Raw genomic sequence first — 20,928 nt, forward strand, 5'->3', positions numbered from 1 at the left:
GTGCACGCTGGACAGTCTGCCATCGCTGCCCTTATCTTCCGCCACAGGTCACCGCAGTGACCAGCGTCGCTCGGACGGTTCCGGGCGCTTACGTTATCCGAGGCAACAATGGCTGAACAAGGTTCGCCGCGCCGCTTTGCGCGCATTGATCGACTCCCCCCTTACGTTTTCAACATCACCGCCGAGCTGAAGATGGCCGCGCGGCGTCGTGGTGAAGACATCATCGACTTGAGCATGGGCAATCCCGACGGGGCCACACCGCCGCACATTGTTGAAAAACTGGTGCAGGTTGCCCAGCGCGAAGACACCCACGGTTACTCCACGTCCAAGGGCATTCCGCGCCTGCGCCGGGCGATTTCCAACTGGTACAAGGAACGCTACGCGGTCGATATCGACCCGGAAAGCGAAGCCATTGTCACCATCGGTTCCAAGGAAGGCCTGGCGCACTTGATGCTGGCGACCCTGGATCAGGGCGACACGGTGCTGGTGCCGAACCCGAGTTACCCGATTCACATCTACGGCGCGGTGATTGCCGGCGCTCAGGTGCGTTCGGTACCGCTGGTGCCCGGCGTGGACTTCTTCGCCGAGCTGGAACGGGCCATCCGTGGCTCGATCCCGAAACCGAAGATGATGATCCTCGGTTTCCCGTCCAACCCCACCGCGCAGTGCGTGGAGCTGGATTTCTTCGAACGGGTGATCGCCCTCGCCAAGCAGTACGACGTACTGGTGATTCACGACCTGGCTTACGCCGATATCGTCTACGACGGCTGGAAAGCCCCGTCGATCATGCAGGTGCCCGGCGCCAAGGACATTGCGGTGGAGTTTTTCACCTTGTCCAAGAGCTACAACATGGCCGGCTGGCGCATCGGTTTCATGGTCGGCAACCCGGAGCTGGTCAACGCCCTGGCACGGATCAAGAGCTACCACGACTACGGCACCTTCACCCCGCTGCAAGTGGCGGCGATTGCCGCGCTGGAAGGCGATCAGCAATGCGTGCGCGACATCGCCGAGCAGTATCGCCAGCGCCGCAACGTGCTGGTCAAAGGCCTGCATGAACTGGGCTGGATGGTCGAGAATCCGAAAGCGTCGATGTACGTCTGGGCGAAGATTCCCGAGGCGTACGCGCATCTGGGTTCGCTGGAATTCGCCAAGAAGCTGCTGGCCGAGGCCAAGGTCTGCGTCTCGCCGGGGGTTGGCTTTGGTGAGTATGGCGATGATCACGTGCGCTTCGCGCTGATCGAAAACCAGGACCGGATTCGTCAGGCGGTGCGCGGGATTCGCGGGATGTTCCGGGCGGATGGCCTGGCCCCGAAAACCACTGCCTGACACCTCCCCCCCCTGTGGGAGCGGGCTTGCTCGCGAAGGCGTCGTGTCAGTCAACATTTTCAGCGACTGATACACCGCTTTCGCGAGCAAGCCCGCTCCCACAGGGGTAATGCATTCAGCCTGATATCGTCGGGCACAAAAAAACCGCATCGCTGCGGTTTTTTTGTGTCTGTGTGATCGCTTACACGAACAGCGACAACAGCAGGATAAAGCCCAGGCCCACCACCGACAGGATGGTTTCCATCGCGGTCCAGGTCTTGAAGGTTTCGGCCACGGTCATGTTGAAGTACTGCTTCACCAGCCAGAAGCCGGCGTCGTTCACATGAGACAGGATCAACGAACCGGCACCGGTGGCCAGCACCAGCAGCTCACGGTTGACGCCCGGAATCATTCCCACCACCGGCACCACGATGCCCGCGCCCGTGATAGTCGCCACGGTGGCCGAACCGGTAGCAATACGAATCACCGCCGCCACCAGCCACGCCAGCAGGATCGGCGAAATCTGCGCGCTGACCGCCATGTGGCCGATCACGTCGCCCACACCACTGGTCACCAGCATCTGCTTGAAGCCACCACCGGCACCGATGATCAGGATGATCGCGGCGGTCGGCGCCAGGCTCGCGTCCAGCCACTTGAGCATCTGCTGCGAACCGATGCCCTGCTTGTGACCGAAGGTGTACAGCGACAGCAGCAAGGCCAGCAGCAGGGCCGAGATCGGGTGACCGATCATGTCCATCCAGGTGCGGAAGAAGTGACCGTCCGGCAGCGCCACGTCAGCGAAGGTTTTCAGCAGCATCAGGAACACCGGCAGCAGCACGGTGATCAGGGTGATGCTGAAGCTCGGCAACTTGGTTGAGTCGTCGCTTTCACGGGCCAGTTGATCGACCAACTCCTGATTCGGCGTGCCGGGAATGTGCTTGGCGATGAAGGTACCGAAGATCGGACCGGCAATGATGGCGGTCGGCAGCGCAACGATCAGACCGTAGAGGATGGTCTTGCCGATGTCGGCGCCGAACACCCCGATCGCCAGCAGCGGGCCCGGGTGCGGCGGCACCAGACCGTGTACCGCGGACAGGCCGGCGAGCAGCGGGATACCGATCTTGATGATCGACACACCGGTGCGGCGGGCAACGATGAACACCAGCGGAATCAGCAGCACGAAGCCGATTTCGAAGAACAGCGGGATACCGACGAGGAACGCGGCGAACATCATTGCCCACTGCACTTTGTCCTTGCCGAAGGCGCGGATCAGTGTCTGCGCGATCTGATCGGCACCACCGGATTCGGCCATCATTTTGCCGAGCATGGTGCCCAGCGCGAGGATGATGCCCACGAAACCGAGCACGCCACCGAAGCCGTCCTGGAACGCCTTGATGATGGTGCCGATCGGCATGCCGGACGTCAGGCCGAGGAACGCGGCCGCGATGGTCAGCGAGATAAAGGGGTGAATCTTGAATTTGGTGATCAGGATAATCAGGCCGATTACCGTGACCACTGCATCGAGCAGCAGGTAGGCGTCGTGGGACATGCCAAACATTGGGGGTGTCTCCTGGCTTGTTGTTGTTATTAAAGCGGGTTAAACAGAATTCGTGAGGACAGCGCTAGCTCTTTCAACACACTCATACCGCCTGTTTCAGACCGTGGGCCTGCCACCAGACGTGAGCCTGGGACGCCAGTTCTTCAACGCTGTGGATCGAAGCATTCAGGGCCAGGGTCAACGGCTCGCCGACCGGCGATTCGAGGGTGGCGAACTGGCTTTCGATCAACGTTGCCGGCATAAAGTGGCCCGGACGATGCGATACGCGGTCTGCGGCGACTTCCGGGGTCAGCTCAAGGAACACGAAGCCCAGGCCCGGCAAGGCACTGCGTAGCACTTCGCGATAACTGTGTTTAAGGGCCGAGCAGGTCAGCACCGGGCGTTTACCCGATGCATCGACGCGACGCAGTTCATCGCACAGGCTGTCGAGCCAGCCGGCACGGTCGTCGTCGTTCAGGGGGATCCCCGCGCTCATCTTTTCGATGTTGGCGGCCGGATGAAAAGTATCGCCTTCAATGGCAGTGGCGCCGCTCAATTGGCACAGGGCCTCGCTGACGCACGTCTTGCCGCAACCGGCAACGCCCATGATGACCAGGGCGGTGATGGGATGACTCATATAACACCTCAGCGCGCAGACAGCGCTACCTTTGCTAGCTATGACTCTAGTGCACAGGCAGAAGTTGCCGACGCCTTCTTGTCGTTTTTTTGGGTTGCAGCAGGTTTGTTCCCAACGCCGAAAAGCGAGGATCAGGCAGGACCTCGCTTACGCATTTGCAGCTGCATCAGGACAGCGCTACCTTAGTGCCTTGATTTTTGTTTGGCAAGCCGCCCGATGACCACCCCTAAAAACGATAAAAACACTCGCACCACCGGCCGTCCCACCCTTAATGAAGTTGCCCGCCTCGCCGGCGTGAGCCCGATTACCGCCTCCCGTGCCCTGCGCGGGGTCAGCACCGTGGCCACCGAACTGGTGGAAAAAGTGCAGAAAGCCGCGCTCGAACTCAACTACGTGGTCAACCCTGCCGCCCGCGCATTGGCCTCGGCGCAGAGCCATTCAGTGGTGGTTCTGGTGCCATCGCTGTCCAACCTGTTGTTCATCGATACGCTGGAAGCCATTCATCGGGTGCTGACACCCAAGGGCTTCGAAGTGCTGATCGGCAACTTCCACTATTCGCGCGATGAAGAAGAAAACCTGTTGCGCAACTACATGGCTTATCAGCCACGCGGTTTGCTGCTGACCGGATTTGATCGCACGGAAAGTTCGCGGCGGATGATCGAGGCCAGCAATATTCCCTGCGTGTACATGATGGAACTGGACAGCGCCGCCGGCGTGAATTGTGTGGGTTTCTCGCAGCTCAGTGCCGGCGAAACTGCTGCCGAACATTTGCTCTCGCGCGGTCGCAAGCGTCTGGCCTACATCGGTGCGCAACTGGATCAGCGCACCTTGTTGCGCGGTGAAGGTTTCCGCAAAGCCCTACAAAAGGCCGGTCGCTACGACCCGGATCTGGAAGTGCTGACCCCGCGCTCCTCGTCCGTGGGCCTGGGCGGTGAACTGTTCCTGCAACTGCTGGCGGCGCATCCGGATGTGGATGCGATCTTCTTTGGTAACGACGACCTGGCGCAGGGTGCGCTGCTGGAGGCGCTGCGCAACGGGATCAAGATCCCCGAGCAGGTGGCGATTCTCGGCTTCAACGATTTGCCGATGTCCGAACACATGGTGCCGCGCCTGAGCAGCATCAACACCCCACGCGAGGCGATCGGCCGGCGTGCGGCGGAGCAAATGTTGACGTTGATGGCGGGCAACAGCGTGGCGCGGCCCGTTGAGGATATGGGTTTTGAATTGAAGATTCGCGAGAGTACCTGATCCTTCCCAAATCCTGAGTTGAAACACACCCCCTGTAGGAGTGAGCCTGCTCGCGATAGCGGTGTGTCATTCAACATATGCATCGCCTGACACAACGCTATCGCGAGCAGGCTCACTCCTACAGGGGGTTTGTGTTGGGCTCAGTGGCCGAGCAATTCGACGAGGGCCAACGCGCCCTTTTGCAACGGCTGGCTCTTGAGCCACACCGCGTGCACCGGCAGTACCAGGCCGTTTTCGATGTTGCGAAAATTCAGTCGCTTCAAGCGCCCGCTGTCCAGCCACGGCTGCACCACCGACAACGGGAAATTGCCCCAGCCCAGCCCCGCCTCGACCATCTCCAGCGCAGTCTCCAGGGTGTCGGTGCGCCAATGCGATTCGGCCACCAGCGGCCGGGTTTCGCTGATCGGCAAGTCGCGACTGGCGACGAAGATCTGCCGCACATGCACCAGGTCTTCGAGAAACAGATCCTGCCCCTGCAACAACGGACTGTCCGCCGCGAGCGTGGCGATCATCCGTTCGCTGCCGACAAACTGAAAACGCTCCAGCACGTTCATGCTCAACCCGGCAAACGCCAGACACACGCTGACGCGGCCACTGTGCAGCATCGCCAGCACATCGTCCTGCGGCGCGGTCAGTACCTCAATGTCGAGCAACGGATGACGCTCGGCAATCACCTTGATCGCGGCGAGCAAGCGGCGCCGGTCGATGTCCGCCACCACGCCAATCGACAGCTTGCTCTCCAGACCCAGCGACAACTCCACCGCGTGCACCTGCAGTTGCTTGAGCTGCTCGGCGATCAGCCGTGCATGGGGCACCAGTGACAGCGCCATGGCCGTCGGCTGCGGTTCGCGGTGGCTGCGATCGAACAAGGCATAGCCAAGCTCCGCCTCCAGATTGCCGATAGCCATGCTCACCACCGACGGCACCCGCCCCAAAGCGCGGGCAGCAGCGGAAAACGAGCCACGCTCGATCACTGCGAGGAACAGTTCGATGCTGTCGCTGTTAAAATTCACTTCATCTACCTATCACCAAAACTGAAAGCTACTGACTTTTTCTGTCACGCCCATTGAAGCTATCTTTTGCCGTCTCCGCCAGTCTCGCTGGCCAACACGTTGCAAGAAAGAGGCAAAACCCATGCAAGGCGTCAAACGCAAACTGGTCTACGTGTCGCTCTACGAAGTGATCGGCATGACCTTCTCCGCCCTAGGCCTGGCACTGTTGTCCGGCACGTCGCCCGGCAGCACCGGCCCACTGGCGGTGATCATCACCACCATCGCGGTGACCTGGAATTTCATCTACACCTCGCTGTTCGAGCACTGGGAAAGCCGCCAGAAATCGCGCACCCGCACGGTCAAACGGCGCGTCGCTCATGCAGTCGGTTTTCAGCTGACACTGATCGTGTTCCTGATTCCGCTGATCGCCTGGTGGATGAATATCAGTCTGGTGCAGGCGTTCCTGTTGGATCTGGCGCTGATCATCTTCATCCCGTGCTACACGTTCGCCTTCAACTGGCTGTTCGATCGCATTTTCGGCTTGCCGACGTCGGCGCTGCCCGATTCGATCGCTGCGGCATAAATCGTTAATTGGTAAGCAGTTATTGCAAGAAATCGGCGGTTCTCCGGGGCTAACCGCCGAAATTCACAATCCATCAACTCCGATAGCAGGCTAAGCTTTTCCATCAATAAAAAATGGATCCGCAGATGACTGCTCACGCCCCCGCCGCCGCGCAAAGCGACGGCATCGACCCGATACGCGCCGCCGAGATTTCCGCCCGCATCGACCGCCTGCCCGCCGTCGCCACCATCTGGCGACTGGTGGCGCTGTTGTCGATTGGTGGTTTCTTCGAACTCTACGATTTGTTCCAGACCGCCTACATCAGTCCGGGGCTGATCCGTGACGGGATATTCGCCACCGGCAATCAGGGCGTGTTCGGCTTCTCCGATCAGGCAGCGTTCGCGTCGGCGACCTTCCTCGGCCTGTTCCTCGGCGCCAGCCTGCTCAGCCCGTTGGCCGATCGATTCGGCCGTCGCGCGATCTTCACCTTTGCGCTGGTCTGGTACACCGTGGCCACGGTGCTGATGGGCATTCAAAGCTCGGCGTTGGGCATCATCTGCATGCGCTTTCTGGTGGGCATCGGCCTCGGTATCGAGCTGGTGACCATCGACGCCTACCTCTCGGAACTGGTGCCCAAACGCATGCGCAGTTCAGCGTTCGCCTTCGCGTTTTTCGTACAGTTTCTCTCGGTGCCGGCAGTGGCACTCATGTCCTGGTGGCTGGTGCCGCAGGCGCCGTTCGGTGTGTCCGGCTGGCGCTGGGTGGTGCTGGCGAGTGCGGTGTTTGCACTGTTCATCTGGTGGCTGCGCAAGCGTCTGCCGGAGTCACCGCGCTGGCTGGCGCAGCATGGGCGTTTCGATGAAGCGAACAGGATTCTCGACGACATCGAAGCCCGCTGCGAGAAGGATCACCGCCAACCGCTGGATGCCCCCGAAGCCGTCCCGGTGGATGTCGAAGGCAAGGGTCGCTTCGCCGACATCTGGCAGCCGCCATATCGGCGCCGGGCATTGATGCTGATCGTGTTTCACGTGTTCCAGGCGATCGGTTTCTTCGGTTTCGGCAACTGGCTGCCAGCGCTGCTGTCCGGCCAGGGCGTGAGCGTCACCCACAGCCTGATGTACGCGTTCATCATTACCCTCGCCTACCCGCTCGGGCCATTGCTGTTCGTCAAGTTCGCCAACCGTTTCGAGAACAAATGGCAGATCGTCGGCTCAGCCCTCGGCGCGATGACCTTCGGCACTCTGTTCGCGTTGCAGACCAGCGCCTTCGGCCTGATCGTCTGCGGAGTGATGATCACCTTTTGCAATGCGTGGCTGAGCTTCAGTTATCACTCGTACCAGAGCGAACTGTTCCCGACCAACATCCGCGCCCGGGCAGTGGGCTTCTGTTATTCGTTCAGCCGTTTGTCGACGGTGTTCAGCAGCCTGTTGATCGGGCTGTTCCTCGACAACTTCGGCACGTCCGGGGTGCTCGCGTTCATTGTCAGCAGCATGCTGATCGTGATGCTGACCATCGGCTGGTTCGGCCCGCGCACGCGCAATCTGGCGCTGGAAAACATTGCCCACCGCTGAGGCTACACGGTCATCCTCTGCCGCCCGACGGCAAGGGATGACCGCTTTGTTGCACATGCCAGATCACTAACACGTTGAAATAAAAGAACTTTCTTTAAAGGCACGGTAATTGCTCGGATATGCCCGTCAGCAATTATCCAAAGGTCTCCATCATGATGTTGGTCAGTGCCAAACAGCAGCAGCTCATCCACCTGCCCAAGCGGCTGGCGGATGACGCGACCACGACCGCCGCTGCCGGTCTGCAAAGCGGCCTGCACGGCGCCATGCTGCAATCGCTGCAGAACCAGGCCCCGTCGCAAGCGACCGACGCGACCTCCAAGGTTGAGGATTCGGCCACGCAGATCGCCACCCAGCAAGTGGCCGCCGCCACGCGCATCAGCGATAACGTCGACGAAGCCTTCGCCAAGACCCGTGTCGGCCTGCAAACCACCGACGCCACGGCGGCCGGCACCACCACCGGGACCTCGGCCACTGACGCGTTCAAGGACTACATGAGCAAGTCGCCGGAACAGCGCCTGCGCGACAGTATCCTTCAGAGCATGGGCATCACCGAAGACGACATCAAAGCCATGCCGCCGGAGAAACAACTGGCCATCGGCAAAGAGATCGCCGAGCGTCTGCAGGACAAGATGAAGCTGGCGCAAGCGGAAAAAGACAACGTCAATGACGTCAAAGACAGCGACAAACTGGCGGACAAGTTTCTCGCGGCGCTGTGATCTGAAAGTTGCTTAGGCACCAATGTAGGAGTGAGCCTGCTCGCGATAGCGATACATCAGTTACTTATCCAGTGACTGACGCACCGCAATCGCGAGCAGGCTCACTCCTACCGTTGTTGATGGGTGTCAGTTTAGTTGCAACGTCGCATTGAACTGCCCGATCGCATCCACCACATGCCGTGATCCCTGCTGAATCTCCAGAATCACCTCCCCCGCCTCGTTCGCCAGTTCCACACCCAGCCCGGTGCGGCTTAGGCTCGACTGCATGCTCGACACCGCGCTCAGTGACAGGTCATGGTTTTTGCGTACCACTTCGACAATCTCCAGGGTCGCCTGACTGGTGCGCGCCGCGAGGCTGCGCACCTCATCCGCGACCACGGCAAATCCGCGTCCGTGTTCACCGGCTCGCGCCGCTTCGATGGCCGCGTTGAGCGCCAGCAGGTTGGTCTGGTCGGCGATGCCGCGGATGGTCTGGACGATGGTGCCGATGATGTCCGACTGCTTGCTGACCGCATCGATGCTCAGCGCCGCTTCGTTGAGGTCGCGGGAAATGTCCTGAATGATCTGCACGGTTTGCTGCACCACCTGTGAGCCTTTTTGCGCACAGGCGTCGTTTTGTACCGAGGTGCTGTGGGCCGATTCCGCGGCGTTCTGCAAGGTAGTCATCTGCTGGGTGATGTCGCTGGCGAACTTCACCACTTTGTACAAACGGCCCTTGGTGTCGAACAGCGGGTTGTACGAGGCTTCGAGATAAACCATCTGTCCGGACTTGTTCTTGCGCTCGAAACGGTGCGAGTGATATTCGCCGCGATTGAGCGATGCCCAGAATGCCTTGTATTGCGCCGACTCGGATTCGGAACGGTGACAGAACATGCTGTGGTGATGGCCAACGATTTCGTTGAGCGAGTACTGCATGGTTTTCAGAAAGTTGTCGTTGGCGGTAATCACGTTGCCGTCCGGGGTGAACTCGATCACCGCCATCGAACGGCTGATCGCCGCCAGCATGCTTTCTTCTTCGTGCTCTTTGTTGACCCGGGCGGTGATATCCGACGCGACCTTGATGACACTTTTGACTTGTTTGTCCGGGCCGTACACCGGCATGTAACTGGCTTCGAGCCAGATCTCCTTGCCGGACTTGTTCAAGCGCAGAAACGTGCCACTGATCGGCTCACCCCGGGCCAGGTCGCGCCACAATCTGGCGTACTCCTCGCTGCGGTAAAACGCTTCTTCGCAAAACACCCGGTGATGTTTTCCCCGCACTTCCTCAGCGCTGTAACCCATGGTCTTGCAGAAGTTTTCGTTGGCATCCAGAACAATGCCTTCGGGGGTAAATTCGATCATCGCCATCGAACGGCTGATCGCTTCGAGCTTGGCGTTGGCTTCGGTCAAGGCGCAGCTGAAACGCTCGATTTCCTGCAGGTCAGCCTTGTGATGTAGGTTGAACATGGTTGTATCACCTTCCGCGCGGTCTTTTGATTTGATGAAAGTCAGGTCTTTCAGCATCCACCACTACGTTCCACAGAACAGGCACACGCATTCCTCCACGGGAGGAAGTTGTCAGGTGATAAATGATGTTTTAATCCGAGGGTCCATGCAGCGACGCTCTAATCAAGACATCCTTCTCTTGATAGCCCAGCAGCGGGCCAGCCCTAACGTGCAGAAAACTTCCATGTACAACTTGCTCCTTGTTGGTTCAGTGTCCGGTGCCTTGGGTTGCGCACTCTGGCAGCGTTGAAATCACGGCTAACAGATGACGGTCGACATAGTTAGTTACAGCTAGCATAGCCAGCGCCATGCCGTGCGCAAGGCCACTAGTCGGCCAGTATCTGGCACTTTTTGCACAAGAAACGGTTCAGCGAGCTGTCGCGACTGCCGTCTCCGCCACCAGATCCAGCAACGCCTGCACCGTCGCTGACGGCGTCTGCCCCGCAGGCAGCACCAGCGAAAACACCCGTTCGATACGTGGCTGCAAGGCAATCACGCGCAAGCCCTGACGCTCGGCCGGCAAGGTCATTTCCGGCACCAGCGTCACGCCGAGATTTTCCCGCACCAACGTGAAGGCGCTGCTCCATTCGCGCACCTCGACCCGCACGTCCTGCAACTGCAACCCGGCTTCAGCGGCGAGGCTGCGGGCGTTGGTCGAGCAACCGCCGGTGGCCAGCACAAAGGGCAGCGCCGTCAGTTCTTGCAGGCTGACGCCCTGCTCGATCCCCCGCAGCGCCAAAGGGTGCCCTGCCGGCACGACCGCCACCCATTCATCACGGCCCAACGGCCCGGCATTGCGCTCGGGCGCCGGGTTGAGCACCACACCAACATCCACCAGACCGGCCGCCAGCAAGGTTTCCACCTCGTCGTCGCTGACCTCCAGCGCCACCACTTCGATCCCCGGATACAGCCGATTGAACTGGCGCAACAGCGGCGGCAGAAAACTCGCCAGCACCATGGGAAAACTCGCCAGACGAATTGTCCCGCGCAGCATCGGGCGCACGCTGTCGACGGTCTGGCGAATGGTCTCTAGGGCGCCGAGCATCAGCCGCGCCTGCTCGATCACCGGCAGGCCGATGGCGGTGGGCAAGGTCTGTCGGCTTTCGCGGCTGAACAGTTGCACGCCGAGGGTTTCCTCCATCAACGCCAAAGCCTGGCTCGCGCCGGACTGGGTCATGCCGACCCGCTCGGCCGCGCGGGTGATGTTGCCGTGATCGGCGACGGCGACCACCAGCCGCCAATGCATCAGGTTCATCATGGCAGTAGCTGTCCTTATGGCTGCTTTCTGAAAGATTAATTTTACCGAAGGTGCGGCGCACTATGACACTGGCGCCAAATCCCCACCAGAGAGCTGCCGATGAAGCTGTATTACGCCCCGCAAGCCTGTTCACTGGCGCCGCACATTGTGCTGCGCGAACTGAAACTGCCCTTCGTGCTGATCCGCGTCGACAATCGCAGCAAGCGCACGGCCAGCGGCGAAGACTTTCTCGCGATCAATCCCAAGGGCTACGTCGCGGCCCTGCAACTGGACGACGGCGCGGTGCTGACCGAAGGCCCGGTGATCCTGCAATATCTGGCGGATCTTCAACCACAGTCAGGGCTGGCGCCGGCGCCCGGCAGTTTCGAACGGCTGCGTTTGCAGGAGTGGCTGAATTTCATTTCGAGCGAGATTCACGGCAGCCTCGGCGCGCTGTTCGATGAGCGGTTGCCGGCCGAGGTGATCAAGGAGAAGTTGTTCAAGCGTTTTGCGGTGTTGGTCAGGGTGCTGGAGCAGCAGGAGTATCTGTTGCCGAGCGGCTTCAGCGTCGCGGATGCTTTGTTGTTTGTGGTGCTGCGCTGGGCCGGGTTGTTCGGGATCGAACTGGCGCAGTGGCCGGCACTGGCGCGGTTTCAGGCGCGCGTCGAGCAGCGGCCGACCGTGATCGCGGCGTTGGCGGCGGAAGCGGCGTAAGTCTTTAGATCATTCGCGAGCAAGCCCGCTCCCACACTGGATTTGTGGCGTGCACGATCCCCCTGTGGGAGCGGGCTTGCTCGCGAAGGCGTCCGTTCAAACAACGCAGATCAACCGGGAGAAACTCAAAGCCCCGCCGTCACCTTGCTCGCCACCTCACCCGGCACCCACGCCCTCCACACCTGCGGCTGATCGCGTAAAAATGCTTCGGCTACCTGCCGTGGTGGCTGGCGTTTTTCGCTCATCCCGGCCAGCGTCTGGTTCAGCAGATCAATCGGCAAATCGACTTTCTCGAAGAACGACACCAGCTCCGGGTATTGCGCCTTGAACGGCGCCGACACGCCAATCGCCAGGCTGGCCGGCATCGAGCGGGTGCCCTTGGGATTCGGGTTGTTGGCATCGGCCAGGGTTTTCCAGGCTTCAGCATCGAACGGTGGCTCTTCGAGCTTCACCAGTTTGAAGCGACCGAGCAGCGGCGTCGGCGACCAGTAATAGAACAGCACCGGTTTGCCGCGTTTGATCGACGACGCCACCTCGGCATCCAGCGCCGCGCCGGAGCCGGTGCGGAAGTTGACGTAGCTGTCGGTCAGCGCATAGGCCTTGAGCTTCTGGCTGTTGACGATCTCCGAAGTCCAGCCGGTCGGGCTGTTGAGGAAGCGTCCACGGCGCGGGTCTTCCGGGTCGCGGAACACGTCCTTGTAGCGCGGCAGGTCGGCCACCGATTTCAGCTCCGGTGCCAATGGTTTGATCCCGCGCTCGGGGTCGCCCTTGATCACGTATTCCGGCACCCACCAGCCCTCGGTCGCGCCCTTGACCGTGTCGCCAAGGCCGAACACCTTGCCTTCATTGGCGGCCTTGACCCACGCCGGACTGCGCCCGGCCCATTCCTCGCCGATCACCTGAATGTCGTTTTTCGCCAGCGCCGCTTCCAGGCTGACGGTGCTGCCCGGCAGCGTGTCGGTCGGGTAGCCATAACCTTTCTCGACGATCAGGCGCAGCACTTCGGTGATGAAACTGCCGCTTTCCCAGGTGATGTCACCGAAGTGGATCGGTGCGGTTTTTTCCGCCGCCGAAACAGCGCCGACGCTCAGGCTCAGCGCCAGTAACGAATGGCCGAGCAGGGTTTTGATTGATCTCATGCGGACCTCTTGTCTGTCAGGATTTGGTTGGCGCTGTGGCGGTCGCACAGGGCTTGGGAGCGGCTCATGTAAACGCTGACCGAACGCTGAGAGATGCCCAGTTCGGCGGCGATTTGCGGGTAGGTCAGGCCATCGATCCGCGCCAGCAGAAAGGTCGAGCGGACTTTGCCCGGCAGGCGTTGCAGGCTTTGATCGAGGCGCTTGAGGGTCTGGCTCAGTTGCGCGAGGTCTTCAGGCGAAGTGGCAGCATCGACGTCGATCTGCTGCGCATGCCGGCGCTCCAGATCCGCCCGGCGCCAGCGCTGATAGAGCAGGCGTTGGGCAATCGTGGTGAGCATGGCGCGCGGTTCGCGAATCGCCGTGATACTGGGCGCCTGAAGCAATTGCGCGAAGGTTTCGGCAGCGATGTCTTCCGCGCCTGCGGAGTCGTGCAGATGTCGGCTCAGGTAAGTGCACAGCCAGCGGTAGTGGGCGCGGAACAGAGCGTCGAGATGATTGCGGTGAGCGGTGTCGGCGCCGGACATAAGGGCTCCTGGGTAAGGGTCGCTGAATGTCCGGTGATCCGGTGGCGCGATCGTAGCAAGGCGCCTTATGCATTAATAATATTTATATTTCATTTTTATATTCTTTTTGGAGATATGCGATCTTTCAACGCAAGCGGCCATAGCCCAACTGTTCAGCCTCACGCTGATAGTCGAGCACGACCTGATAATCGCTTTCGCTGGCCGCCAGCACCTCAGGCAATCCCAACGTCTGTGCAACATCCGGCAGCTCACGCAACGCCCGATTCATCACCCGGCGCAACTGTTCGATCTGCTCATCCGTAGCAGTCGCGGCGGTGATAAAAGGCAAGGTCGGGCTGAGCGCAGTGCGTGCCACAACTCGCAATCCAGTGACGTCTTCAGGCGCATGCCGAGCGAGGTACGCATAGGTCACGCTGTCGATCGCCGCCAGATCAGCGCGCCCCTCACGCACCCAACGCAGACTCTCGCGGTGCGCGCCACTGATGCCGAGCGCGCCGAAGAACTGCCCGTCGCGGTGCAGCGGCGCCAGACAATGGCGCAACAGGTTCATGCCGCTGTTGGAGTCGTCACTGTTGATCACCCCGCGACTGCCGCGAAAGTCCGCCAGGGTTTCGCGCGAATCGTCAGCACGGCTGAGGATCAGGCTGCAGTGATTGCCGGCAGTGGCGTCGGGCAATTCGTAGCGCGGGCGACCGACGATGCGTACTTGACCGCGCAGCAGGGTCATCAAGGGATAGCCGCAGGTCTGGGTCAGCAGCAGATCCGGCGATAACCAAAGCTCGGGGAGCGACAGGCTTGCGGCGTTCAGGCGGGAGTGGCCGAGATGTTCGAGAATGCGTGAGATCCAGCGTTCGTTGGCCAAGCGGATGGGCTCGGGGGCGGTGTACATCAGCAGTTCGAGATGGTGTTGGGTCATACACGTTATTTCCCTGCAAATACTTACCCCTGTGGGAGCGGCGGTGCGACGATTCGACTTGCTCGCGAAAGCGGTGTGTCAGACACCAGACATGTCACTGTTCTACCGCATTCGCGAGCAAGCTCGCTCCCACAGGGGTTTTGTGGTGTTTTTGAAGTCAGTGGAAAGGATGCTGCGGACTGTCGATCGGCCTGAATCCATGCTGCCGCCACAATTGCCCATAACCCTGCACCAGAAACCCGCCACTGCGCGCCACCCACTGCTCGCGGCGCATCCGGTAGGCCGCCGGCAAGTCGTACCACGCCAGCCCCGGCAGGTCGTGATGCACCAGATGGAAGTTCAGATTCAGAAACAGCCAGCGCCACGGCCAACCGGCCTCGTTGAGCACGGTGCGCTGCTCCGGCTGAACGTGCGGGCGGTGTTCATAGTAGGAGCGGATCATCGCGATCGACAGTGCCGGCACACTGATCAGCAGCAGGTAATGCCAGACCGGCAACACGCTGAAGCGCGCGATAAACCACAGCATCAACACGCTGAACGCACCGTGGGTCAGCCACATCAACCAGGCCTGACGCTCGCGTTTTTTCAGGCGTTGCAGTTCTTCGGCGGCCAACGCCAGTAAGGCCAGCGGCGCACCAAGCGCAAAACGCCCGAGTACGGTTTTGTTCAGCCAGTGCAGGCTGCGTTCGAATAGCGAACTGCCCTGCCAACGCGACGCTGTCAGGTAACGGCTTTCCGGGTCAACGCCGGGCACGGTCAGATGTTCATCGCGGTGATGCAGCAGATGGCTGTCGCGATACAAGGTGTACGGGTACCACACCGCAAAGGGTGCATAGCCGAGGATTTTATTGAAAAGCACCGAGCGGGTCGGATGCCCATGCAGCAATTCATGCTGAACCGACAGCCACAGCACCAACAGCGGAATCAGCAGCAATGTGCTCAAGCCGCGACCGAGCCACTGACTGTTGAGGATGATCGCGAACCAGCCGCCATACACGCCGATCAGCAGCAGCCGCGTCGGCCACTCGGTGCGGGCGGTGAAGCGCTGGCGCAGGTTTTCGATCTGCTGGCGATGGTCGGCGTCGAAGTAATTCGGCATGGCGTGGCTCGGAACAGGAATCTTCCCCTTCTGTGCAACGAAGCCGAGCAATCTTGCAGATTATTTTTGCGCTGAAGCGGGAGCCCGGGGGACGGGCTCCCGAAGGACGTGATCAATGACCGAAAATATCGACCTTCTTGGCTTTCTTCTCTGCACGCTTTTCAATCGCCGTCTTCACCGGTTTCTTCTTCGCGGCTTTCTTTGAATCCATACCTTTGGACATGATGCGTACTCCACTCACAGGGATGTAGGCTCAGGTATACACCTATCGCGCGGCGCGCGTTCTTTTATAATCGGCGCTTTGCCCGCCGCCAGTCCGATCCCATGCCCGATACCCGATACGTCCTGCTCGACGAGCCTTTGTGGCCGTTGATGAACAAGTTTTACCGCCGCCACCAATCGTCGATGAAGGCGGTGCGCGATGCGCAGTTATGGGTGGCCCGTCGAGAGGACATCGTTGCCGCATTGTGCTTGCGGCCGGTGGCGGGCGGGTACTGGTTGACCGGATTGTTTGTTGATCCGGGTTGCCGTGAGCAAGGGATCGCCGGAGAGTTGATCACGGCGGCGGTGAAGTATTTGCAGGAGCCGGTGTGGCTGTTCTGTCATCCGGACTTGCGCGGGTTTTACGAGCGGCGCGGTTTCAGTTTCGATCCCGCCCTGCCCTACGCGCTGGCCGAGCGGTTGAGCCGGTATGCGCGGAGCAAGCCGATGATTGCGATGGGGCTGACACCTTCGATCTGATGCGAATCCCAATGTGGGAGCGAGCTTGCTCGCGAAAGCGGCGTGTCATTCGATGCATTTTTTGCCTGACAAGACGCATTCGCGAGCAAGCTCGCTCCCACAGGGTTTTTGGGGTGTTAGCGAGATCAATCGTCAGCCGTTGGATCGAGATCCGGGAACATCACTTCGGTAAAGCCGAACTTGCTGAAATCGGTAATCCGCGACGGATACAAGCGGCCGATCAGATGATCGCACTCGTGCTGCACTACCCGCGCATGGAAGCCTGACGCCACGCGTACGATCGGCTCGCCCTTGGGATCAAAGCCTTCGTAGCGAATCTGCTGATAACGATCCACCGCACCGCGCAGGCCGGGCACCGACAGACAGCCCTCAAAGCCCTCCTCGGTCAGCGGACTCAGCGGCGTGATCAGCGGATTGATCAGGATCGTCTGCGGCACCGCTTCGGCGTCCGGATAACGTTCGCTGTGCTCGAAACCGAAGATCACCAATTGCAGGTCGACGCCGATCTGCGGCGCGGCGAGGCCGACGCCACCGACACTTTCCATGGTCTGGAACATGTCATCGATCAGTTGCCACAGCTCGGGGCTGTCGAACATTTCCGGCGGCACCGGTGGAGCAATGCGCAGCAGGCGTTCGTCGCCCATTTTGAGGATTTCACGGATCATGGTCAGGCTTCGTCAGTGTCCGGCTTGAGCGAGTGGTCGCGCCCCAGGCCAGAGACATGTTGTTTGGGATGTTCATCGAGTTCGCCGGGGACTTTCTCGCCCTCGTCCTTGCCCTCGCTGGACATGTGTTCGATCACCGCATTCATCTCGGCGCCGAGCAGCAGCACCGCCGAGGAAATGTAGAAATACAGCAACAGCACGATGATCGCCCCGATGCTGCCATACATCGCGTTGTAGTTGGCGAAGGTTTTGACGTAGAACGCAAAGCCCAGTGAGGCGATGATCCACACCACCACGGCAAGTACCGAGCCGGGGGTGATGAAACGGAATTCCTGTTTGACGTCGGGCATCACGTAATAGATCAGCGCCACGGCGACCATCATCAGGATCACGATCACCGGCCAGCGCGCAATCGTCCACACAGTGACGATGAAATCTTCCAACCCTACCTGCGCGGCAATCCAGCCCATCACTTGCGGCCCGAGCACCATCAGTGCGGCCGCCACCAGCAACATGCCGGCAATGCCGACGGTGTAGAACACCGACAGCGGAAAACGCTTCCAGATCGGCCGGCCCTCGACCACGTCGTAAGCGGCGTTCATCGCACTCATCATCAGCCGCACACCGGCAGACGCGGTGTACAGGGCGATGACGATACCGACCGAAAGCAAGCCGCCCTTGGACTGCTGCAATTGATCGATCACCGGGTTGACCTGTTCCAGCGCCTGCGGTGGCAGCACCAGTTCCGATTGCAGGCGCAGCCAGGTGAAGAAGTCCGGCAGATGCAGGAAACCGATCAGGGCAATCAGGAACAGAATGAACGGGAACAGCGAGAACAGCATCTGGTAGGCCAGTGCCGAGGCGTAGGTCGACATCTCGTCGTCGACGAATTCAGTGACCGTGCGCACCATCACCCGGTGCAGTGGCAGACCTTTCATGTCTGGAAAAATCATTCGCGTCTCCTTTCGCCGCATTACAGGTTGAAGTCGTGGCGACTCAGGGGCCGTTTTCTACATCACGGTAGCCTACTTGGCGACCTTCGTGGATGGCTGTCGGGTTTTGACACAAAAACGGCCATCCTTGGATGGCCGCTCGTGTGTTTCGTTCAAGGCGGAATTACGCCTTGTCGACACCTTTCTTGATGGCGTCTTTGGCTTTGCCGACAGCTTGCTGGGCTTCACCTTTTTTCTCTTGCAGTTTGCCTTCGGCTTGCAGCTTGGTGTTGTCGGTTGCTTTGCCGACGCCTTGCTTGACGTTGCCGACTGCTTCGTTAGCCATGCCTTTTACTTTATCGCCAGTGCTACTCATGGTGTTTCTCCTTGGTGCATTGAAGGGGAAAAGTCAGTACGTAATGATTGACTGGCCGGGTTTGCCACGAGTTTCATTTATTTTTGCCCTTCATTTCGTCGTGCCATGCAGGTTGGGCTTTATGTTTGCCCCGCAAGCCCCGAGAATGCGCACCTATGGGCGCCGTGCGCCAACGATCAGATCCCGCAGGAATGTTATGAAACTCGATAAAAAGCAGGCCATTGCCCGTCGCAACCAGGAACTGGGCGGCGCTGTGCTCGGCACCAACAACTGCCACTTCGCCGAATTGAACCGCAACCGCAACATCTGGTGGTTCGACCTGCCGGTGACGCGCCTCGCCGTCGGTCAGTACGAGTGGATTCACCTGCTGATGCACACCCCGGCCACCGACGAACTGCTGCACCTGAAAGTGCCGACGGTGTTCCTGCGCGAAAAGCTCGAAGGCCTGGTGATTCGCAACGAGGGCAAGCGCAAGGCGGCGTTGAGCCTGGAATTGAGTGCAGACAAGGATTCGTATCTGCAGGACATGCGTCCGGCGGGAACCAATGTGAATTTCGCGCCGTTCCGGCAGTAACCGAAAAGCTTCGCGAGCAAGCCCGCTCCCACATTTGACTGTATTCCAACTGGAGGAACGCGGCTGAATGTGGGAGCGGGCTTGCTCGCGAAGGCGCCATCACAGTCACTACAGATCCACCACCTACTCCAACAAAAAGCCCCGCATCTGCGGGGCTTTTTGCTTCAGGCGGCGGACTTGGCCTTGATCTTCTTCAGCTCTTCATCACGCAACTCACGACGCAGGATCTTGCCGACGTTGGTCGTCGGCAGCGCATCGCGGAATTCCACCGAACGCGGCACCTTGTAACCGGTGACGTTGGCGCGCATGTGCTCCATCACGGTTTCCTTGGTCAGGGTCACGCCCGGCTTGGCCACGATGAAAATCTTGATCGCCTCGCCCGACTTCTCGTCCGGCACGCCGATGGCCGCGCACTGCAGCACGCCCGGCAGGGTCGCCAGCACGTCTTCCAGTTCGTTCGGGTAAACGTTGAAACCGGAGACCAGGATCATGTCTTTCTTACGATCAACGATGCGCATGTAGCCATCGGGCTGGATCAGCGCGATGTCACCGGTCTTCAGCCAGCCTTCGCTGTCGAGGATCTCGTCGGTGGCTTCCTGACGCTGCCAGTAGCCCTTCATCACTTGCGGGCCCTTGACGCACAGCTCGCCGATTTCGCCCATAGGCTGCTCGACACCGGCATCATCGATGACTTTGCACAGGGTCGACGGCACCGGAATGCCGATGGTGCCGATCTGGATGTTCTGGATCGGGTTGACCGTGGCCACCGGGCTGGTTTCGGTCATGCCGTAACCTTCGCAGATCGAGCAACCGGTCACCGCTTTCCAGCGCTCGGCCGCGGCCAGTTGCAGGGCCATGCCGCCGGACAGGGTGACTTTCAGGTTGGAGAAATCCAGCTTGCGGAAACCTTCGTTGTTGCACAGCGCGACGAACAGCGTGTTGAGGCCAACGAAGCCGCTGAACTTCCACTTCGACAGTTCCTTGACCATCGCCGGCAGGTCGCGCGGGTTGCTGATCAGGATGTTGTGGTTGCCGATCAGCATCATCGCCATGCAATGAAAGGTGAACGCATAGATGTGGTACAGCGGCAGCGGGGTGATCAGGATCTCGCAACCTTCATTGAGGTTGGAGCCCATCAGCGCCTTGCACTGCAGCATGTTGGCGACGAGGTTGCGATGGGTCAGCATCGCGCCCTTGGCCACGCCAGTGGTGCCGCCGGTGTACTGCAACACCGCGACATCGCTGCTGTGCGGATTGGCTTCGGCCACAGGCTGGCCCTGGCCCTTGCTCAGCACGTCGTTGAACTTGACGGCTTTGGGCAGGTGATAAGCCGGGACCATCTTCTTCACGTACTTGATCACGCTGTTGATCAGCAGGCGCTTGACCGGCGGCAGCAGGTCGGCGACTTCGGTGACGATGACGTGCTTGACCCCGGTTTTTGGCACCACGGCTTCCGCCAGTTGCGCCATGTTGGCCAGGCAGACCAGGGCTTTGGCGCCGGAGTCGTTGAATTGGTGTTCCATTTCCCGCGCGGTGTACAGCGGGTTGGTGTTGACCACGATCAGCCCGGCGCGGATCGCACCGAAGACGGCCACCGGGTACTGCAGAACGTTGGGCAGTTGCACGGCGATTCGATCACCGGGCTGCAAGTCGGTATGCTGTTGCAGATACGCGGCAAACGCACCGGACAATTCGTACAGTTCACCGTAGGTGATTGTCTTGCCCAGGTTGCTGAAAGCCGGCTTGTTGGCGAAGCGTTGGCAGGATTGCTTCAACACTGCCTGAATATTCGGGTACTCGTCTGGATTGATGTCGGCAGCAATTCCAGCCGGGTATTTATCCTTCCAAAAGTCTTCGATCATGGAAGCCCACTCCTCAGCAACGCGAATTCTTCACCGCATTTGATGCGATTATTATTGGTGTGTGTTTTGTATTGGTGAATCTGGCTTTTCTACAGG

The 20,928-nt window shown here is 60.0% G+C and carries 21 protein-coding genes and 1 pseudogene; 8 read left to right on the plus strand and 14 right to left on the minus strand.

What is annotated here, in order from left to right; all coding sequences use genetic code 11:
* Positions 1–108: 108 nt before the first annotated feature.
* Entirely contained in the window at positions 109–1,326 is a 1,218-nt protein-coding gene (alaC, locus tag E4T63_RS21125; protein WP_135296395.1) for an alanine transaminase, read from the plus strand.
* Positions 1,327–1,507: 181 nt separating this feature from the next.
* On the opposite strand, the gene E4T63_RS21135 is transcribed toward alaC, so the two are convergent.
* Both E4T63_RS21135 and E4T63_RS21140 read right to left on the minus strand, forming a co-directional pair.
* Positions 1,508–2,863, minus strand: a complete 1,356-nt coding sequence (locus E4T63_RS21135; RefSeq protein WP_097085886.1) for a GntP family permease — start codon at positions 2,861–2,863, stop codon at positions 1,508–1,510.
* A gap of 82 nt (positions 2,864–2,945) precedes the next feature.
* A complete protein-coding gene (locus E4T63_RS21140; RefSeq protein WP_135296396.1) occupies positions 2,946–3,479 on the minus strand; it encodes a gluconokinase in 534 nt (177 codons plus the stop codon).
* A gap of 216 nt (positions 3,480–3,695) precedes the next feature.
* Between E4T63_RS21140 and E4T63_RS21145 the strand changes: the two genes are divergently transcribed.
* Positions 3,696–4,727, plus strand: coding sequence for a LacI family DNA-binding transcriptional regulator (locus tag E4T63_RS21145; protein ID WP_047295927.1), 1,032 nt, complete (start codon positions 3,696–3,698; stop codon positions 4,725–4,727).
* 140 nt (positions 4,728–4,867) lie between these two features.
* Here E4T63_RS21145 and E4T63_RS21155 read toward each other — a convergent pair whose 3' ends face one another.
* Positions 4,868–5,740: a LysR family transcriptional regulator gene (locus E4T63_RS21155; RefSeq protein ID WP_135296397.1), complete on the minus strand. Its 873-nt coding sequence runs from the start codon at positions 5,738–5,740 to the stop codon at positions 4,868–4,870.
* 121 nt (positions 5,741–5,861) lie between these two features.
* On the opposite strand from E4T63_RS21155, the gene E4T63_RS21160 reads away from it, so the two are divergent.
* The 3 genes from E4T63_RS21160 to E4T63_RS21170 all read left to right on the plus strand — a co-directional run bounded on the left by E4T63_RS21160 (position 5,862) and on the right by E4T63_RS21170 (position 8,568).
* Complete coding sequence (locus tag E4T63_RS21160; RefSeq protein WP_135296398.1) at positions 5,862–6,302, plus strand: PACE efflux transporter; 441 nt, start codon at positions 5,862–5,864, stop codon at positions 6,300–6,302.
* Positions 6,303–6,427: 125 nt separating this feature from the next.
* Complete coding sequence (locus E4T63_RS21165) at positions 6,428–7,852, plus strand: MFS transporter (protein WP_135296399.1); 1,425 nt, start codon at positions 6,428–6,430, stop codon at positions 7,850–7,852.
* Positions 7,853–8,007: 155 nt separating this feature from the next.
* Positions 8,008–8,568: a hypothetical protein gene (locus tag E4T63_RS21170; RefSeq protein ID WP_135296949.1), complete on the plus strand. Its 561-nt coding sequence runs from the start codon at positions 8,008–8,010 to the stop codon at positions 8,566–8,568.
* A 126-nt stretch (positions 8,569–8,694) separates the two neighbouring features.
* Here E4T63_RS21170 and E4T63_RS29045 read toward each other — a convergent pair whose 3' ends face one another.
* From E4T63_RS29045 to E4T63_RS21180, 3 genes and pseudogenes are all read right to left on the minus strand, one after another.
* A complete protein-coding gene (locus tag E4T63_RS29045) occupies positions 8,695–9,234 on the minus strand; it encodes a methyl-accepting chemotaxis protein (protein WP_256214240.1) in 540 nt (179 codons plus the stop codon).
* A gap of 51 nt (positions 9,235–9,285) precedes the next feature.
* Positions 9,286–10,071 (minus strand): annotated as a pseudogene (locus E4T63_RS29050) (PAS domain-containing protein); the annotation flags it as partial.
* 349 nt (positions 10,072–10,420) lie between these two features.
* Positions 10,421–11,311, minus strand: coding sequence for a LysR family transcriptional regulator (locus E4T63_RS21180; protein WP_098965223.1), 891 nt, complete (start codon positions 11,309–11,311; stop codon positions 10,421–10,423).
* Positions 11,312–11,410: 99 nt separating this feature from the next.
* Between E4T63_RS21180 and gstA the strand changes: the two genes are divergently transcribed.
* Complete coding sequence (gene gstA / locus E4T63_RS21185) at positions 11,411–12,004, plus strand: glutathione transferase GstA (protein WP_098965225.1); 594 nt, start codon at positions 11,411–11,413, stop codon at positions 12,002–12,004.
* Positions 12,005–12,129: 125 nt separating this feature from the next.
* Here gstA and E4T63_RS21190 read toward each other — a convergent pair whose 3' ends face one another.
* From E4T63_RS21190 to E4T63_RS21205, 4 genes are all read right to left on the minus strand, one after another.
* Positions 12,130–13,143, minus strand: coding sequence for an ABC transporter substrate-binding protein (locus E4T63_RS21190; RefSeq protein WP_098965226.1), 1,014 nt, complete (start codon positions 13,141–13,143; stop codon positions 12,130–12,132).
* Positions 13,140–13,667, minus strand: coding sequence for a sigma-70 family RNA polymerase sigma factor (locus E4T63_RS21195; RefSeq protein ID WP_098965228.1), 528 nt, complete (start codon positions 13,665–13,667; stop codon positions 13,140–13,142). The genes E4T63_RS21190 and E4T63_RS21195 overlap by 4 nt, the downstream gene beginning before the upstream one ends.
* 124 nt (positions 13,668–13,791) lie before the next feature.
* On the minus strand, positions 13,792–14,583 hold the full coding sequence (locus E4T63_RS21200; RefSeq protein WP_135296400.1) for a phosphate/phosphite/phosphonate ABC transporter substrate-binding protein: 792 nt from the start codon (positions 14,581–14,583) through the stop codon (positions 13,792–13,794).
* Positions 14,584–14,740: 157 nt separating this feature from the next.
* Positions 14,741–15,682: a fatty acid desaturase gene (locus tag E4T63_RS21205; RefSeq protein ID WP_135296401.1), complete on the minus strand. Its 942-nt coding sequence runs from the start codon at positions 15,680–15,682 to the stop codon at positions 14,741–14,743.
* Between the two features lie 324 nt (positions 15,683–16,006).
* Between E4T63_RS21205 and E4T63_RS21210 the strand changes: the two genes are divergently transcribed.
* Positions 16,007–16,423, plus strand: coding sequence for a GNAT family N-acetyltransferase (locus tag E4T63_RS21210; protein WP_135296402.1), 417 nt, complete (start codon positions 16,007–16,009; stop codon positions 16,421–16,423).
* Between the two features lie 125 nt (positions 16,424–16,548).
* Here the strand turns inward: E4T63_RS21210 and def are convergent, their stop codons facing one another.
* The 3 genes from def to E4T63_RS21225 all read right to left on the minus strand — a co-directional run bounded on the left by def (position 16,549) and on the right by E4T63_RS21225 (position 18,396).
* Positions 16,549–17,088 carry a peptide deformylase gene (gene def, locus E4T63_RS21215; protein WP_003227403.1) on the minus strand — a complete coding sequence of 180 codons (540 nt, stop codon included), beginning with the start codon at positions 17,086–17,088 and terminating at the stop codon, positions 16,549–16,551.
* A 2-nt stretch (positions 17,089–17,090) separates the two neighbouring features.
* On the minus strand, positions 17,091–18,041 hold the full coding sequence (locus tag E4T63_RS21220) for a YihY/virulence factor BrkB family protein (RefSeq protein WP_098965233.1): 951 nt from the start codon (positions 18,039–18,041) through the stop codon (positions 17,091–17,093).
* Between the two features lie 163 nt (positions 18,042–18,204).
* Positions 18,205–18,396, minus strand: coding sequence for a CsbD family protein (locus tag E4T63_RS21225; protein ID WP_027612573.1), 192 nt, complete (start codon positions 18,394–18,396; stop codon positions 18,205–18,207).
* A gap of 196 nt (positions 18,397–18,592) precedes the next feature.
* Between E4T63_RS21225 and E4T63_RS21230 the strand changes: the two genes are divergently transcribed.
* Positions 18,593–18,970 carry a hypothetical protein gene (locus E4T63_RS21230; protein WP_007969330.1) on the plus strand — a complete coding sequence of 126 codons (378 nt, stop codon included), beginning with the start codon at positions 18,593–18,595 and terminating at the stop codon, positions 18,968–18,970.
* A gap of 164 nt (positions 18,971–19,134) precedes the next feature.
* Here the strand turns inward: E4T63_RS21230 and fadD1 are convergent, their stop codons facing one another.
* Complete coding sequence (gene fadD1, locus E4T63_RS21235) at positions 19,135–20,832, minus strand: long-chain-fatty-acid--CoA ligase FadD1 (protein ID WP_135296403.1); 1,698 nt, start codon at positions 20,830–20,832, stop codon at positions 19,135–19,137.
* Positions 20,833–20,928: the final 96 nt, after the last annotated feature.

Origin of the sequence: Pseudomonas fluorescens (assembly GCF_004683905.1) — a bacterium.
In the GTDB taxonomy this organism is placed as follows: domain Bacteria; phylum Pseudomonadota; class Gammaproteobacteria; order Pseudomonadales; family Pseudomonadaceae; genus Aquipseudomonas; species Aquipseudomonas putida_A.